Raw genomic sequence first — 16,137 nt, forward strand, 5'->3', positions numbered from 1 at the left:
GTCCTCTTAGCGTTCGACTAACGCGATTCTTCGGTTATACAGATTCATCAGCAGCGAGATCAGCAGGCTGATAATGAGGTAGACCGACATGGTAATCGCGATGGTTTCGATGGCCTGACCGGTCTGATTCAGCACGGTTCCCGCGAATAGTGACACCATATCGGGGTAGCCAATCGCAGCCGCCAACGATGAATTCTTCACGATGTTGAGATACTGGCTGGTCAGGGGGGGAATGATGACGCGCAGCGCTTGTGGGAGGATCACTTTGCGTAACGTAACGGGATTCGGTAAGCCGAGAGAACGCGCCGCCTCGTGCTGACCGTGGGAAACCGATTGGATACCTGAACGAATAATCTCGGCAATAAACGATGAGGTGTAGACCGAAAGCGCAACGGTTAACGCTGCCAGCTCGGGGATCAGCACCATACCTCCGCGGAAGTTAAACCCTTTTAATTCCGGCATATCCCAGTGAAAAGCGGGGCCGAAAATCAGGTGGCTGAGTGCGCACAGCACAAGAAACAGGCCTAACGTCAGCGGCCAGGTTTTACGCGGTTGACCGGTTAAGGCGTGATAACGCTTATTACGCCGAAAGACGACCCATGTCACAATCGCGGTGATCAACAGAGAAAGGAAAAATGCCGCCGCACCGGGCCCCAATTCTGGGGAGGGCAGATAAAAGCCCCGGTTGCTGAGGAAGGCGACATCAAACGCGCTGATTGACTGGCGCGGCCCCGGCAGATTCCGCAATACGGCAAAGTACCAGAAGAAGATCTGCAATAACGGCGGAATGTTACGGAATATCTCAATGTAAATATTGGATATTTTCCGTAATAGCCAGTTGTCGGACAGTCGAGCGAGACCAACAGTGAAGCCGAGAATCGACGCAAACACGATGCACAACGCCGAAACCAGCAGCGTGTTGAATAACCCAACAAGAAAAACGCGGGCGTAGGTGTCACCTTGTTGATAGTCAATCAGGTGCTGGACGATACCAAAGCCAGCGCTTTTATTCAGGAAATCGAAGCCAGAGGTGATGCCCCTCTGTGCCAGATTGGTCACGGTGTTGTGCAACAGGTAGGCTGCGACAGCCAATACCGCGATAACAACGACAATTTGATACAGCCAGGCGCGCACCGCTGGATTAGTCAGTGATAAATCACCTTTTACGGTTGGGCGTTGTAGCATGCTGGAACCTCGATACGGGGTACTGAGGGGCGCAGCCATACACTGCGCCCGGTTTTTTCTGATAATTAACGTACCGCTGGCGCGTACTGGATCCCGCCTTTGTTCCACAGTTCGTTCAGGCCGCGCTTAATTTTCAGCTCGCTGCCCATGCCGACATTACGTTCAAAGACTTCGCCGTAGTTGCCGACCTGTTTGATGATTTTGAATGCCCAATCGTTCGGTAATTTGAGATCTTTACCGTAGCTGCCTTCATGACCAAGCAGGTGAGACATATCTGGCGTGGTAGGTTTTGCTGCCAGTTGGTCGACGTTTTTCGAGGTCACACCCATCTCTTCGGCATTCAGCATGGCGAACAGCGTCCAGCGTACAATTGCGAACCACTCCTCATCACCACGGCGTACCACCGGACCCAGAGGTTCCTTAGAAATCACTTCTGGCAGGACGATAAACTCAGCAGGTTTGCTCAACTTGATACGCAGTGCGTACAGCTGTGACTGGTCTGATGCCAGCGTATCGCAGCGGCCAGACTCCAGCGCTTTGGCGCTTTCATCGGAGCGGTCGAACGTGACGGGTGTGTACTGCATTTTATGCGTTTTGAAGTAGTCAGCGACGTTCAGCTCGGTATCGGTGCCGGCCTGAATACAAACGGTTGCGCCATCCAGCTCTTTGGCGCTGGTTAAGCCTGCTTTGTTGTGCGTCAGGAAGCCAATGCCATCGTAGTAGGTGACGCCAGTAAAAAGCATGCCCATGCCGCCGTCGCGGGAGGACGTCCAGGTGGTGTTGCGTGACAGCACGTCAACTTCGCCGGATTGCAGCGCAGTGAAGCGCTCTTTCGCCGTTAGCGGCGTGTATTTGACTTTATTGGCATCGCCGAATACGGCTGCGGCAAGGCCGCGACACACGTCAACATCAATACCGGAGTATTTGCCACTGGCATCCGCATAGGAAAAGCCGGGCAAGCCATCGCTGATACCACACTGCACAAATCCTTTCTTCTGAATGGCGTCCAGCGTTGCACCTGCATGGGCTTGGTTGATGGCGGCAAAGAGTGACGCGCCAGCAACCAGAGTAGAAATCACTATTCTTTTCATAATCATCCTAGCGTCTAGAGTTATTTGCTGTTTTTTGAAGTACACAATAAGGTGCACCATACCTGTCTGTCGGGATGCCGACGTGAGCAGAGCGAAGCAAATAAAATGCCAATTTTCTATTTGCTTGATAATGAAGACGAAAGGAAAGGCTTATTGATCTAAGTAGGTAATTCTAAGTGGGTATGTGCGCACCGTGACAAATGCAAAGAGGGCAGCGCGCCCTTTTTTGGTGCGTCAAAATGGAGAGAGTGGGGCATCTTCAGCCTGTACGCATGTTTTCAGGTGTGGGATTACTGTTAAGCAGGGAGAAATGAGAAATGAGAAATGTGGTAAGTGGTAAGTGTCATCAGCCCAGCGGATTGCGTGGGCTGATGCAGGAGGCGTTACTGTGTGATGTGGCGCTGATAGTACTTTTCGAGCTTAACCTGTAGCTGGCTTAGCACCGTGCTGAACATCAGATAAATCAGCGCAGCCTCAACATACAGAATCAAGGGTTCATAGGTAACCGAAACGATACGCTGAGCGGATAAAAACATCTCTGGCACGGTGATGACGGCGGCCAGTGACGTATCCTTGATTAAGGAAATAAACGTATTGGAGAGCGGCGGCAGCGACACGAAAACGGATTGCGGGAAGATGACCCAACGAATCGCCTGCCTTCCGTTCATACCGAGAGAATAGGCGGCATTCCATTGGCCTTTTGGGACAGACAATATTGCCCCACGGACGATCTCCGAGCTATAGGCACCCACGCTGATAGTGAAACCAATAAGGGCAGCCGGAAAGGCATCCAGAGTAATCCCCGCGCTGGGTAGTCCATAAAAAATCAGGAAAAGCTGAACCAATAATGGCGTTCCACGAATAACCCAAACGTAGAAATCACCCACCCATTTCAGCGGCTTTGGGCCATAGAGGCGAACCAGCGCGATGATAATGCCGAGAGCTAAGCCAAAGATGAAAGACAGGATAGCCAGAGGGACGGTAAATTTCAGTCCCGCAGACAGCAGGCTCCAGAAGGAGTCTGCCATGAGTTGTAGCCAAGGCGGCATGAAAACGAGCTCCGATAAAGATATGCTCTAATTACAGAGCGCGCTGATACCCGCCATACTTCAAGCTGCTTGTGCGTTGGCAATACTCGGCTTATCTCTGAGCCTCGCTCTGAAGGGCCGCCGCAAGCGGCGTTCAAATTGACTAAGCCAATTTGTCCTTACTCGCCACAGTCACTTACTTTTGTAAGCTCCTGAGGACTCGTGCGGTTGCCGCGTTACAAGGCCATAAATGAGCCTTGCCCTAAAGGGTCAACGCATAGCGTTGTTCAAAACGCTAACATTTTGTCACGCAACTCGAATTATTTAGGGTATATAACAGTCCTGTTTATCACAACGCGCTCTGGTAACCGTGCGATTATTGAGAAACATCCTCCCCGAAGTATCGCACAGATATCGTTTTATAGGTGCCGTCTGCTTTGATTTCATCCAGAGCTTTATTCAATGCTTCCACCAGTGGCGCCTGATTTTTACGTACCAGAATGGCGGAAGGCTCACCGTCCTTTGAGGTTGCTGCAATCTTCACGTTGGCATCCGGCTTCTGCTTTTTGAAATCCAGGAATGACAGGTTATCGTTCAACGTGGCATCGGCACGGCCGCTGAGAACCAGATCCAGAGACTGGTTAAAGCCGTCCGTTGGTACAATTTCCGCACCGTAGCTGGTGGCTTGTTTAGAGTAATTACTGGTCAGGCTCTGGGCAGATTTTTTGCCTTTCAGATCGCTGAAATCTTTGATAGTGGTGTTATCGCCACGGACAACCAGCACCGCTTTGGAATCAATATAAGGCTTGGAGAAATCATATTTAGCCTGACGCTCTTTGGTTACGCCAACCTGATTGATGACCGCATCGTAGCGTTTGGCATCAATACCGGCGATTAAACCGTCCCAACGTCCTTCAATGAACTGGGCTTTCACGCCAAGTTTTTCCGCCACTGCGCGGCCAATATCCACATCGAAGCCAACCAACTGGCCTGATTTATCATGATAGGTGTAAGGCGCGTAGGTGCCTTCTGTGCCGATCTTGATAACCCCTGCGGACTTGATGGCGCTAAGGTCATCTGCATGAGCGAATACGCTGGTAGCAAGCAAGGCGCTGGTCAGTAAAGCAAAACGTATTTTTTTCATTATGAATTCCTGTGAGTAGTGTGCAGTGATGCGCTTATAACTTTTGCTGATAATGAATCTACGCTACAAAACATCTGTGTATAAATCACGTTGTGTGATGATTTATATCAGAAGTGAATATAGTGCATATGTTGAGAATATGGTTCCACGTCTTGGTTTTAGCCATGCCAGAGGGAAAACGGTGAATTCAACACTGAAGTGCAACGCTAAGCCCTATTCTTAATTCCTCAAGCACTTTCGATGGTTGCCTGAACCCAAGTCATTTACGCGGCCTGCCTGCTATTCAGCGCACCCTGATAGCTTTTTAAGTCTTCTTCTGACACTGTTCTCAGGTCTGTTCCTTTCGGAATAAACAGCCTTAAAAGGCCGTTTGTATTCTCATTCAACTCACTTTCATGTGGTGCATAAGGATGGGCAAAGTCGGTTTCTGCTTCCAGCGCCACCCCGATTGCCTTGTGTTCACTGAACTCCCGTCCGTTGTCAAACGTCAGGGTGTGGCAGACCTCTTTATAGTCGCTGAGCAGGGCAATAATCGCTTCGCTGACCTCCCTTGCGTCTTTCGAAAACACCTTTTTCGTCAGATAAATACGACTCTTACGTTCGGCCAGTATCACTATCGCACCCGTGCCTTGGTTACCCAGTACCAGAGCCGCTTCCCCGTCTCCTTGGCGGCTACGCTCATCAACGACAGCCGGGTGCTGTTCGATAGAGACCGCATCCGGTATCGGGTTGCGCTTCTTCCCGTATCCCTTGCGGTAACGCCGCTTACCTTGTCGCAAATGCCTGTACAGCTCGCCGCCACTGAACATACTGGTAAATCCATTCATGGCTGACAGGCTTGCCAACGCGCTTATCGATAGCGCTAATCTGCTCTGTGCTCCACTTCTAGCCCAGTCGTGTTTCGCCGGACCTTGTGGGATACCGTGGACTTGTTGACGCCAACACGCCTGGCAATCTCACTGAGGCTGTTATTTTCTTTATATAACAGGGCAATCTGGTATCTTGTGCCTTCGGTTAACTGCCGATACTTCATGTTACTCGCTCGCCTTTGGTCGGAAGAATGAGATAACTTATCGGCAGTTAACTTCTATTCCTCACTCCCAGCCAGTCAAGACCGAGCGGTGCACTTATTATCTGAATTCACGAACAATAGAAATTATGAATGGGTATGGTCGGTTGAGACAACGGTTTCTGTGCTTTTAAAAGGATATCCTTATTTTTTGAAATTTTTTGTTACACCTCGCGGTGTGACTGTTTATTCTTTGTTTAAAAATAATCCTTTTAATACTGTTACATTAATTTGGTTGTTAGTGACTTGCTCGTACCCAGTTTTTAATGTGCCACAGTCAAATAAATATAAAAATTGTATGCTCAAGACCAGAGATGCACGATACACGAGAGAAGCGCCGAGGGCAGCGTGTTATCGACGGTGAGTGTGGATACACGTCACTGTATTACTCAGCACAAGGAAAGTGAACTGATGGCAAGGGAAACGTAAAATATAGAAATAAGATGATAGACAAGGTGTTACGAGTAAAATATTAAAAATTATGTATATAAACCTTATTTTGATGGTCACTTTTGTAATCGCATAATGTTAACCATCCGGATAGCAAGTCAACGATGTAAAAATGGGCGTTGTTCTTATCCAATGACAGTGGATATGTGGCTAAGCGTGTTGGTTTTTTCCAATTATTTCTGATACTTGGTAGAGAATTATGTTAACTGCTTACACTTATTATTATTCGTCATTAAGGGGATTATGATATTTACTAAATGAATTGATGCTATCACTGCCACTCATTCAACATAATTCTTTTCTTTATGTGTAGCATATGGAGCCACTGTAACGATGATCTCTCACAGTGGCTGACATATCTGGTGTATCTGCACCCATCCGTAGATGGCGTTCTTCTCGTGCCTGCACTGCTGGAACCCGCCATCATTAAAAACTGTAGTGATTATATAAACGTATTTACCGTAGCACACGATATTGAAGGTGGTCTTACAATCCTCTTTATTATTGTGATTGTGACATCGTTGTATTCTCTATCTCATTTGTTATTTGGTTATATTATTGATTTTTATTTCATTTCGATATCATCCATATATTTAAAACGGTGGTTTAATTTTGTCTCGGAATGCTTATATTTTCTATTAATGAGTTTTCTTGGGACTAAATGAGGGTTTTCTGTTTTTACCAAGAGTAAAGTATGCGTATCATTAGATCTAATGCCCATTAGAACTGACACCAGTCCTTACTCAATGAACAAACTCAATCACATGAGAAAACATGGAGCCGTATAAGATGTGGCAGTTAAAGAAATACGATGATGTTATTTTTACTCTTGATAACGGAGTACGGTTTATGCCTGGAAAACGTTGTGTTATTAGCGAGTCAGGGATCGTTGCCAGTTTGTCTGAAAATAGCTATCGGTTTCTTGTTTTATTAGTAACGGGGGAAACTGATAAGCAGGAGATTATTAGTCAGGTCTGGCATGAACAGCGTGGCTTGGTGACGGATAGCAGCTACTATGGCCAGATATATATCCTCAGAAAAGCCCTTGAGCTTGTTGGTCTATCTGGTGAGTTGATCAAGACGGTTCCCCGAAAAGGCGTTATTTTCCTAGGGAAAGCTGTACAAGAGGGATCGTTGGATGAATATCTTATCGAACATCCTCTTCCTGATGAGATGACAGTGGTTTCACCAGTAAGATCAAAGGTGTTTTCTTTAGAGAATCACAGTACTTCTCCTAAAAAGAAGAAATTATCTGAATGGTGCAACTCGCCAACCTGGAACAAAATAATAAGTATTCTGGCAATATCATCAGTATGTTGGCTTACGACATTGACTGTTTTTTTTATTCTTCTTTTTCATAAATAATGTTTAGATGATAATTATTAAAATTTAATGTGAAAGCAAAAAGGACAATTACATGATTTGTAAAGTAGCATTAGATGTATAAACCAATCTCTGGTTTATACATCTATGTTACATTGTGTATGTGTCTTTTTAGCAGAAGATTAATCTATTTTATTGAGGAATTGTTTATGAACCAGTTAACTACTAAATATTTTATCGCGGCTCAACTTAGCATGGAGAAGTTCTTTAAAGATACTCGTGGTGTGACGGCTATTGAGTATGCATTGATTGGTGTTGCGATGGCAACGTTGCTGGCTTTTGTATTGGGTGACCAGAATTCTGGCTTCCTCGGTTCGCTGAAAAGTACATTTGATAAAATATCTGAGGCAATTAAAACTGTGACGGTGTCTAAATAATATTTTCTACTACTACAAAGTGCAAGGGATAAAGTTACTTGCACTTTTAACATTCACTCTATAAATGTTGATAGCCATGGAAAATTGGGCATCTATTCACTTTTTATTGTTTTTTTTAGTGCTGGGGTTTATATCTTTTCAGGATGTTCGTTTGCGAATAATATCCCATAAAAGCCTGTTGCTATTGTTAATTATTATCTTGTCTTTGGCAGTTACCCAGCAAGCGTTACCCAATTTTACCGCTGCACTCAGTATACTGTTAGTCGGGTATTTTTTATTTTTCTTCGATGTTATTGGTGGCGGTGATGTGAAATTGATGGCGGTACTTTCTCTCGGATTGTCCGATTCATCACTGGCTTTCTTTTTATTTTTTACTGCATTTTTTGGCGGGGTGATCGCGATAGCCTGTCTGATAATTTTTAATGACTCAATACGACGCTTTGGTATTCCATACGGAGTCGCTATCTCATCAGCGTTTCTTTTTACTTTGCTGTTCAATATGTCGATGTAACCATTCATTGAAAAAGGAGTATTAATGAATCACAGAGTGTTATTTTTCTTATCTGTAGCAGTAATCGCTATCGGAGTGGTGGGGATTTTTAGAGGTGGGGCTGATGACAGCCCTAAATCTGAGGTTGCAACGGTTAATACAAAGTCCATCACTATTGCTGAAGCATTACGAGATCTCAATCCTTATGACATTATTGATGTTAATGATTATCGTTTGAGAACTATTGAGGTTGATAAAGGTAGTGATGATGAAAGAGATATTTTGACTCTTGGGTCATCCAACCTTAATGGCTTCTTAGTCCGTAATCATCTTGCTAAAAATAGTGGAATTATTGCTAAGTCAGTTGAATCACCGATGAGTAAAACATTCCTTATGAATAGCCTTAGAAAAGATGAATTACCTTACGGTTATCAGGTTACTCCTCAGGAAGAGCATTTGCTTTCCTCATTATCTATTGGCGATAAGGTTGTACTTTACATCCGAGTTATTGATGTGAATAAAATGAGAGGGAATAATGATGAGTTGATGCAATTACAAGAAGGTGGCGGCGGCAATGGTGCCGGACCCTCTATGTATAAATATGCCTTGGGTCGAATCACTAGCCCATTGAGCATTATTAATATTCAGCGATCGGATAAAAAAGATAATGACAACTCTTTTGATGATAAAAAATATGTTGGAAAAATTATTTTACGTATGAATCAAAAACAATTGGCTGATATGAGAGTTGTTGAGAATACGGGGGAGATTTTACTTTTCCCTGCTGAGAGCAGCATGGCTAATAAGAATAAAATAAAAACTGATGAGGTTTTACCTCAATTCAAAGAGGTTAACGAATTAAGGGGAGGGAAATGATGATTTTTATGAAAAAGCATAAATGGTCGATCTGCTGGTTAGGGTCTATGGCCACTCTTTTTCGTATCTCTGTGGCGTTGGTGGCAATGGTTCTAGTGCCTGCCAGCTATGCACTAGAGATATATATGGCTCCGGGGGAAGCACAAAACATTCAGGTAAAAGAAGATATCGATACCGTATTTATCTCGGCGCCTAACGTGGTGGATTATGAATTGATTGGCGATCGCGGGCTTATTATCTATGCGCAAGATAAAGGCCGATCCGAGTTAGCAGTGTTCGATAAAAATGGCGAACAAATCATGAAAAAGACGCTGGTCGTTGATGGGCTGCTAAGTGGATTACAAAAGCATATCACGGAGATTGCACCGGATAGCCAAGTCACCATTCAAAACATGGGGAAAAGCTATGTGATTAGCGGCACCGTCGCGACAGAAGAAGACCGCGATAGGGTGTATCAGATCGTGGGGGAAGGCGTTGGTGCTCAGCAAATAGTAACGAAAAAGGATGCTTCAGCTATTGGTGGTGACAGCCGCTTTGGCGGCGGTACGGAGCAAGGCAACAGTACCTGGTTACAGGAGGTGAGTTATAAGGGCGTGATTAATAAGCTACGGTTGCATACCACTAATCAGGTCAATGTAAAGCTGTCAGTAGTAGAAGTGACCAAAGAATTCACTGATAACATCGGTATTGATTGGGGAACGCTTGGGGCAGCGGCAGGGACATTCCGCTTTACTAAGTTTGATGCTGATACCTTGACTGGTCTGGTGCACGCCATCAGTAATGATTCTGTCGCCCGAGTGCTGTCGGAACCCAATCTTTCGGTGCTTTCAGGAGAGACGGCGGAATTTCTGGTCGGCGGTGAGGTGCCGGTTGTCACATCCAGCAACAACAACGGGACTAACGTGCAGTACAAAGAGTTTGGTATCAAGCTCAATGTCGGTGCCAAAGTCAGTAACAACAACCGTATTCGTATCGTGCTGGGACAAGAGGTCAGCAATATAGACAAAACCTTTGGTTCTAACGCCAACTTCAGTTTCCCCACGTTCCAAACGCGCCGTGCCCGTACTACCGTAGAGCTAGCAGATGGTGAGAGCTTTTTGCTGGGCGGGCTTATCAGCAATAACGAACGTGAAGCGTTGTCCAAAGTGCCGTTTATCGGCGATGTTCCTATTTTAGGCTCCCTATTCCGTCATGCGGAAACCTCCCGTCGTCGTGGAGAACTCGTCGTGGTCGCGACGGTGAACCTCGTCAAACCGGTAGGCGCGCGGGACGTCGTTTTGCCCGATTTTCAACGTACTTCTACCTGGGCTCGTTTTTTCAATGTCGATGGCATCAGCAACTTTCGCGATCGCAAACTTGCTCAAGAATTTATTGAACAGGGGGGATTTATTAAATGAAGGCGCTTTATTTTCTGTTATTTACCGTTATTGCAATGATGTCGACTGCTCATGCAGATTCACGGGGAATCCCGCGTGTTAATGAGCATAAGCTGCAATTAAATGAAACTGGCCAGATAGCGCTTGAGGTCATGGCAGGCCAAATTATGGCGCAGACTGGAAAAGGCTTTTCGGACATTATCCGGCTGGTATGGGCGGATGGGCGCTTCGCCAGTAGTGCGAAGACGTTGCGCAGCATGCTGATTGGAAAAGGGATCTCACCGGAACGTATTTTGCTAATACAGGAAAGTGGTGGTTATCAACGGGAGGCCGTCAGTGGGCTGAATATATGGATTCGTCAGGTTGTTCTCCGGCTGCCTGAATGTAATTACGCTGCGCAAAATTATCGATTTAATAATAGGGATGAGCTGGGGTGCGCTGTAAATAATACTCGTAGCAGCATCATCATCAACCCAAATAAGTTTCATCTTTAAGGATAATGATGATGTTGTTATTTCCCCAAAAAAAAGAAGAGAAAGCATCTCCTGCGGATAAGGTGTTTTATATTCTTTCCATCCGCGATGTGGTTAATGAGCAGATCGGCCAAAGACTCAGTCAGGCTGGCTTCAGTAAAATTGAACATGTAGCATGGCGACCAGGGCAGGTGAGTGATATATCGCTTTCTGCGCATTCCTGGGGTGTCATTATTGATATAGGAGCATCGTATCAGGTTGATGATGTCGTCCTGTCGATTAAGGGTTTTGTGCCGCGTGGCGTTTGGTGCTGCGCGGTGGGAGACAGTGATTCAATCACTATGGCGCAGGAGTTTGCTCGCTATGGTATTCATTATTTCTACCTTCATGCTCAGGCTGAAGAGTTAATACCGGCTGCTATCTCAGGGGCTGCGGTGAAAGTTCGCCGCTCATCGGTCAATATCGGGATTCTAGGCTGTAAGGGAGGGGTCGGTAATACCACTCTTGCCTATCAATTAGTTAATCGGCTGGTGCAGCTACGCCAAAAACCCACGCTGTTTATTCAGGGAAAATCCGGCTCAAATGATATCGATCTGTTATTTGAAAAAAAGTTTACCCAGAGCCTGACACCCATTAGCCAAAACCTGGATGCGATGAGCTGGACGGATACGACTTTCCCAGATCTGGGTAACGAACCTTTCGAGAAATACAATTTCGTTATTTTTGAAGAGTCGATCAACTCTTCAGAAAAAGAGCACCTGCGGCAGATCGTAGAGTGTACTGCATGTTTGGTTCTTACGCTGGATCGTTCGATGGCATCAGTGCGGATGGTGCGGCAGATTATTGAGATACACGATGCTATCAGCCGTACTCACAATACGCCCCGGCGTCTGTTGCTCTGCCTGAAGGATAGTCGGCCTGTTACGTCAAATATGCTGGATGTGGAGGATCTGCAATTATTGTTGGGACGTAAGGTGGATATTATTTTTCCTTGGTGTTCTTCATATACGGATATCTGGTTTTCAGTATTTGGGTTGCGCTCAAAAAGAAATCAATTGGAAATGTTGCTTCAACAGATATTAGGTGGATCTACTGAAGAAAAAGGAATTCGATTTGGCTGGCCGACAGAACTAAAAAGGAAGTCCTAAATGGATATGAGCATTGAATTACAAGAAATATTGCGTGATGGCGTAATTAAAAATATAGAACTGAATAAACTGGAACATCTTATACATGACCGTTCTCAGTTATTAATAGAAATGAATCGGCTGCTGGAGCGGGTAGTCGAACAGCAAAATATCTATATTAATAACCACGATCAGTTGCAAATGGCGGAGTGTATGGCTGATGAGATTATGGGATTTGGTCCGATACGTCCGCTGCTTGAAGATGAAACTATCAACGATATTTTGGTTAATGGCCCTGAAAATATATTTATCGAGCGGTGTGGTAAGTTAGAGCTAACCAATCTTCGCTTTATCAATAATGCACAACTGACTGATATCGCTAAACGTTTGGTTCAGAAAGTGGGCCGACGACTGGATGAAAGTCAACCGCTGGTAGACGCCCGCCTGTCGGATGGTAGCCGTCTTAATGTAGTGACTCAGCCTATCGCACTGGATGGCACTGCGATTTCCATTCGTAAGTTCAGTAAAAGCAATATCGAATTGGCGGACCTGATCCGGTTTGGTGCGATGAGTGGACAAATGGCCAATTTTCTCATTATTGCCGCGCGTTGCCGGTTAAATATTATTATTTCCGGGGGAACTGGCTCAGGAAAAACCACGCTGTTAAATGCATTGTCCAAATATATCGATCCAGGAGAGCGAATTATCACGATGGAGGATGCGGCTGAACTGCGTTTAATGCAGCCGCACGTTCTGCGGATGGAAACGCGTCTGGCAGGGGTAGAAAACACGGGACAGATCACGATGCGCTCTTTGTTGGTTAATGCTCTGAGGATGCGGCCAGATCGCATCATCGTGGGGGAGTGTCGCGGTGAAGAATCATTTGAAATGCTACAGGCGATGAATACCGGCCATGATGGTTCCATGTCTACGCTTCACGCCAATAATCCGCGCGATGCTATTTCTCGTTTGGAAAACATGGTGATGATGGCTGGAATGAACATTCCTATCGAGTCGATCCGGCGCAATATTGTCTCCGCTGTCAACATTATTATTCAGGCAACAAGATTAAATGATGGTTCTCGAAAAATAATGAACATTAGTGAGGTTATGGGCATTGAAGGAGACTGCGTTATTCTTCAGGATATTTTCTCTTTTGAAAGCCAATCTGAGCGAGATGAACAGGGAGCAATAAAAGGGGAATTTGTGAATCATGGTTTGTTGATGCGTTCTGCCGTGATGAGAAATTCCATCATGTTTAACTTAAACCGAGAGTTGAAACAAATTTTCGGCATGGAGTAGCGCATGGATTACTTTATCCTGATACTCGGGTTAGCCCTGCTGCTTATTAATTATTTTCGTCTGAAAAAACTGTCTGGTTCTCTGACTGTGGCGTATGAGGAGGTGAATGCCAGTTCTTCGTTGTGGCGGAAATATGTTAACCCATTGTGGATTGAATGGCGGCGATACGCCTTAGGCAATGGAACCTGGAAGGGAATCAAAGGGGCGATTGCGGCGATGATTTTTATCGTGGGGCTATTGCTACTTAATGCCAACTTTTTAGATATAGATATGGTGCTATTTTTCCCAGCTCTGTTGCTATGCGTATTTTGTGCGCAGATCTATATCGGTCGGTCATTGCATCGTCGTTACTTTGATGATCGCTTTCCAGAAGTGCTGGCTGTAATTAATGCATCCATCTCGGCTGGGAATAGTGTTCATCAGGCCCTGCACCGCTGTGGTCAGTCGGTTGAAGGCGAATTGGGAGAGACGTTTAATCGTATTGATCGGCGCCTGAATTTGGGGGAGGAACCGGAACGGGTATTCAGGGATGCCTGGTTGGACTACCGCTATCGTGAGTTTTATTTTTTCGTGGTTGTCATGCTGGTGAGTTTGCAGCGAGGCGGCCAGATGCGCGTCTTGATCGGACGTTTGTCTCGCATTATTACTAACAGCAAGAATATGGCACGACGTAAGGCGGCAATGACCTCCGAAGCACGTATGTCAGCCAAAATTGTGGCGGCTATCCCTCTGTTTTTTTTGCTCAGTATGAAATATTTAAGCCCAGAGAATTTCGATTTTATTATCAACGATCCTGTGGGGCGTTTGATTTTGTATTACGTCATCGGCAGTGAAGTTATTGGTATGATCATTATTTTTATTCTCGTCAAGAGGGCTGTGTAATGAATGCCACGTTATATGGTTTTTTGCTGCTGACTGGGACTTTTATATTTTCTGTTGCGTTATTCAGGTACTGGACTTTTGCGAAAAGACGTAATTCCGTTGAAACGGAGGATGTCGGAAATAAACAAGGCGTACAACCGATATTAGATTACCGTCGCATTATTATTGATAACAGCTCATTAATGATATTTTTGCAGAGAATAGAAGATAGCCTAACGATTAAATTACGCCTATGGGGAGGGAGCGGAGTTCTGCTATTTGTTACCCAGCAACTTGGCATATTGCCTGTGGGAAGCCAGGGCCTAGCAATGATTATGATGTTGATTCTTATTTTGGTTATTGTGATGCCAGCGATGTTAATCGGCTCAATGGTAAAGACGAAAGTGAAGCGGATATTAGATGCATTACCTTATTTCGTTGATCTGACTGCGGTGTGTGTTCAGGCGGGTATGACTGTTGAGAGTGCAATTAAGTTTGTTTCCGAACGCTCTGGTGATCTAGACGAAAATCTGTCTTCTTTGATGCGTCACTTAATAAAACGTGCGGAGGTAAGTGGACTAGAGGAAGCGCTGTTAGAACTGTATAGAGCCATGGATATGACCGAGATGCGAATGTTTTGCTCTGCACTCCAGCAAAGTGTGCATTATGGTACTTCACTTTATGAGGGCCTTATCGATTTATCGAAAGACATTCGCGATCTGCAACTTCTAGAATCTGAAGAAAAAATAGGGAGTCTCTCGGCGAAAATGAGCGTGCCCTTAATTATTTTCATCATGTTTCCAATCACCATACTTATTGCTGCACCTGGTATTTTAAGGATTATGAAAAATGCAATATTCTAAAAAGATAGTTTCTCTGGTTATAAGCGCTTTTCTTCTTTCTGGGTGTGTGATGAGTACACCGAAAAGTAGCGATAAAGTTGTTTCTCAAGAAGATATTTTATTAAAGACTAAGAATTATAACGGGCTCATTAATCTTTATAGAAATTGGATGAAAGTTAATGATAACTATGACACTAGATTAAAATTATCAAATTATTATTATTTAGCCGGTGACTATAAATCATCACTGTATTATTTACAGGCGCTGAACGCAAAGCCGGATATGAAAGTATATATGTTACAGGCGAAAAATATGATCGCGCTGGGCGACTACGGCCCGGCGGTGCGAGTGACGGATAAAATGTTGCAGAACACTCCGCAGAGTGCTGAAGCCTATAACCTGCGCGGCGTGGCGTTAGCGCTGTCAGGAAAATTAAATGAGGGTCAGCAGGCTATTGATAAATCACGTGCGTTGTTTATCGAGGATGATGTTGCACTCAATAATTTGGCGATGATCGCGATGATGGACGGACGTTATCAGGATTCAGTAGGTCTGCTGTTGCCGCAATATTTGCGTGGCAGGAAAGCAGAGAAAATGCTGCGTAATTTGGTGGTTTCTTTGGTGAAAGTCGGCGATCGCCGCTATGCGCGTACCATTATTGAAAATGAAAACCTTTCCCGTAACCCGGATGAGCTGATTGATGCCCTAGCGGGGATAACGCTGAGTAAAGGAGGAGTTAATGCTAGCTAAGTGGAAAAGCAAAGTGCTGCGTTTGTCTCTGATTAAGGACTGCCGTGGTATTGCGACCATCGAATTTGCGCTGACGGTGATGGTGTTCATTATTATGGTGCTGTTTATGATCGAATGTGCCCGGCTTGCCTATGTCTCATCGGTTATCGATTTGGCCGTTTCTGAAGCGGCGAAAGATGCCAAAAACGCGCCAGAAAACCTGGATGGCGGATACCGTAGCCGATTTGAAAAACGCCTTATGGATCGGGGGGCTCTTTATGGGGATTTTTAACACACAAAGATGCCGTATCCATCAATCTCGGCTATGCCAAG

Annotated in this window: 16 protein-coding genes and 1 pseudogene; 12 read left to right on the forward strand and 5 right to left on the reverse strand. The window is 45.2% G+C overall.

Features of this window, described 5'->3' with window-relative positions; all coding sequences use genetic code 11:
• Window positions 1-6 precede the first annotated feature (6 nt).
• The 5 genes and pseudogenes from EO763_RS01215 to EO763_RS01235 form a co-directional block, all read right to left on the reverse strand.
• The gene (locus EO763_RS01215) at window positions 7-1,185 is read right to left on the reverse strand and encodes an amino acid ABC transporter permease (RefSeq protein WP_161527828.1); all 1,179 of its coding nucleotides are present in this window, start codon (window positions 1,183-1,185) and stop codon (window positions 7-9) included.
• 65 nt (window positions 1,186-1,250) lie between these two features.
• The gene (locus tag EO763_RS01220; RefSeq protein WP_039507240.1) at window positions 1,251-2,276 is read right to left on the reverse strand and encodes an amino acid ABC transporter substrate-binding protein; all 1,026 of its coding nucleotides are present in this window, start codon (window positions 2,274-2,276) and stop codon (window positions 1,251-1,253) included.
• Window positions 2,277-2,659: 383 nt separating this feature from the next.
• Complete coding sequence (locus EO763_RS01225; RefSeq protein ID WP_010300238.1) at window positions 2,660-3,325, reverse strand: amino acid ABC transporter permease; 666 nt, start codon at window positions 3,323-3,325, stop codon at window positions 2,660-2,662.
• A 355-nt stretch (window positions 3,326-3,680) separates the two neighbouring features.
• Window positions 3,681-4,448, reverse strand: coding sequence for an amino acid ABC transporter substrate-binding protein (locus tag EO763_RS01230; protein WP_039470294.1), 768 nt, complete (start codon window positions 4,446-4,448; stop codon window positions 3,681-3,683).
• A gap of 259 nt (window positions 4,449-4,707) precedes the next feature.
• Window positions 4,708-5,481, reverse strand: a pseudogene (locus EO763_RS01235) (IS30 family transposase).
• 1,275 nt (window positions 5,482-6,756) lie between these two features.
• On the opposite strand from EO763_RS01235, the gene EO763_RS01240 reads away from it, so the two are divergent.
• From EO763_RS01240 to EO763_RS23470, 12 genes are all read left to right on the forward strand, one after another.
• Window positions 6,757-7,332, forward strand: a complete 576-nt coding sequence (locus EO763_RS01240) for a winged helix-turn-helix domain-containing protein (RefSeq protein ID WP_161527829.1) — start codon at window positions 6,757-6,759, stop codon at window positions 7,330-7,332.
• Window positions 7,333-7,499: 167 nt separating this feature from the next.
• On the forward strand, window positions 7,500-7,727 hold the full coding sequence (locus EO763_RS01245) for a Flp family type IVb pilin (protein ID WP_161527830.1): 228 nt from the start codon (window positions 7,500-7,502) through the stop codon (window positions 7,725-7,727).
• A 76-nt stretch (window positions 7,728-7,803) separates the two neighbouring features.
• Window positions 7,804-8,238 carry a prepilin peptidase gene (locus EO763_RS01250; protein ID WP_161527831.1) on the forward strand — a complete coding sequence of 145 codons (435 nt, stop codon included), beginning with the start codon at window positions 7,804-7,806 and terminating at the stop codon, window positions 8,236-8,238.
• Between the two features lie 24 nt (window positions 8,239-8,262).
• A complete protein-coding gene (locus tag EO763_RS01255; RefSeq protein ID WP_161527832.1) occupies window positions 8,263-9,093 on the forward strand; it encodes a pilus assembly protein CpaB in 831 nt (276 codons plus the stop codon).
• Between the two features lie 47 nt (window positions 9,094-9,140).
• Window positions 9,141-10,490 (forward strand): type II and III secretion system protein family protein, encoded by a 1,350-nt coding sequence (locus tag EO763_RS01260; RefSeq protein WP_244322039.1) that lies wholly within the window; start codon window positions 9,141-9,143, stop codon window positions 10,488-10,490.
• Window positions 10,487-10,963, forward strand: a complete 477-nt coding sequence (locus EO763_RS01265; protein ID WP_161527833.1) for a hypothetical protein — start codon at window positions 10,487-10,489, stop codon at window positions 10,961-10,963. Before EO763_RS01260 ends, EO763_RS01265 begins: the two co-directional genes overlap by 4 nt.
• Before the next feature lie 5 nt (window positions 10,964-10,968).
• Entirely contained in the window at window positions 10,969-12,090 is a 1,122-nt protein-coding gene (locus EO763_RS01270) for a CpaE/TadZ family protein (RefSeq protein WP_161527834.1), read from the forward strand.
• Entirely contained in the window at window positions 12,091-13,371 is a 1,281-nt protein-coding gene (locus tag EO763_RS01275) for a TadA family conjugal transfer-associated ATPase (RefSeq protein WP_161527835.1), read from the forward strand.
• 3 nt (window positions 13,372-13,374) lie between these two features.
• Window positions 13,375-14,253 carry a type II secretion system F family protein gene (locus EO763_RS01280; protein WP_161527836.1) on the forward strand — a complete coding sequence of 293 codons (879 nt, stop codon included), beginning with the start codon at window positions 13,375-13,377 and terminating at the stop codon, window positions 14,251-14,253.
• Window positions 14,253-15,095 carry a type II secretion system F family protein gene (locus EO763_RS01285; protein ID WP_161527837.1) on the forward strand — a complete coding sequence of 281 codons (843 nt, stop codon included), beginning with the start codon at window positions 14,253-14,255 and terminating at the stop codon, window positions 15,093-15,095. Before EO763_RS01280 ends, EO763_RS01285 begins: the two co-directional genes overlap by 1 nt.
• A complete protein-coding gene (locus EO763_RS01290) occupies window positions 15,082-15,825 on the forward strand; it encodes a tetratricopeptide repeat protein (protein WP_161527838.1) in 744 nt (247 codons plus the stop codon). Before EO763_RS01285 ends, EO763_RS01290 begins: the two co-directional genes overlap by 14 nt.
• On the forward strand, window positions 15,815-16,096 hold the full coding sequence (locus EO763_RS23470; protein WP_244322040.1) for a TadE/TadG family type IV pilus assembly protein: 282 nt from the start codon (window positions 15,815-15,817) through the stop codon (window positions 16,094-16,096). The genes EO763_RS01290 and EO763_RS23470 overlap by 11 nt, the downstream gene beginning before the upstream one ends.
• The last annotated feature ends 41 nt before the right edge of the window (window positions 16,097-16,137 follow it).

This window comes from Pectobacterium odoriferum, from assembly GCF_009931295.1.
Taxonomy (GTDB): Bacteria; Pseudomonadota; Gammaproteobacteria; order Enterobacterales; family Enterobacteriaceae; genus Pectobacterium; species Pectobacterium odoriferum.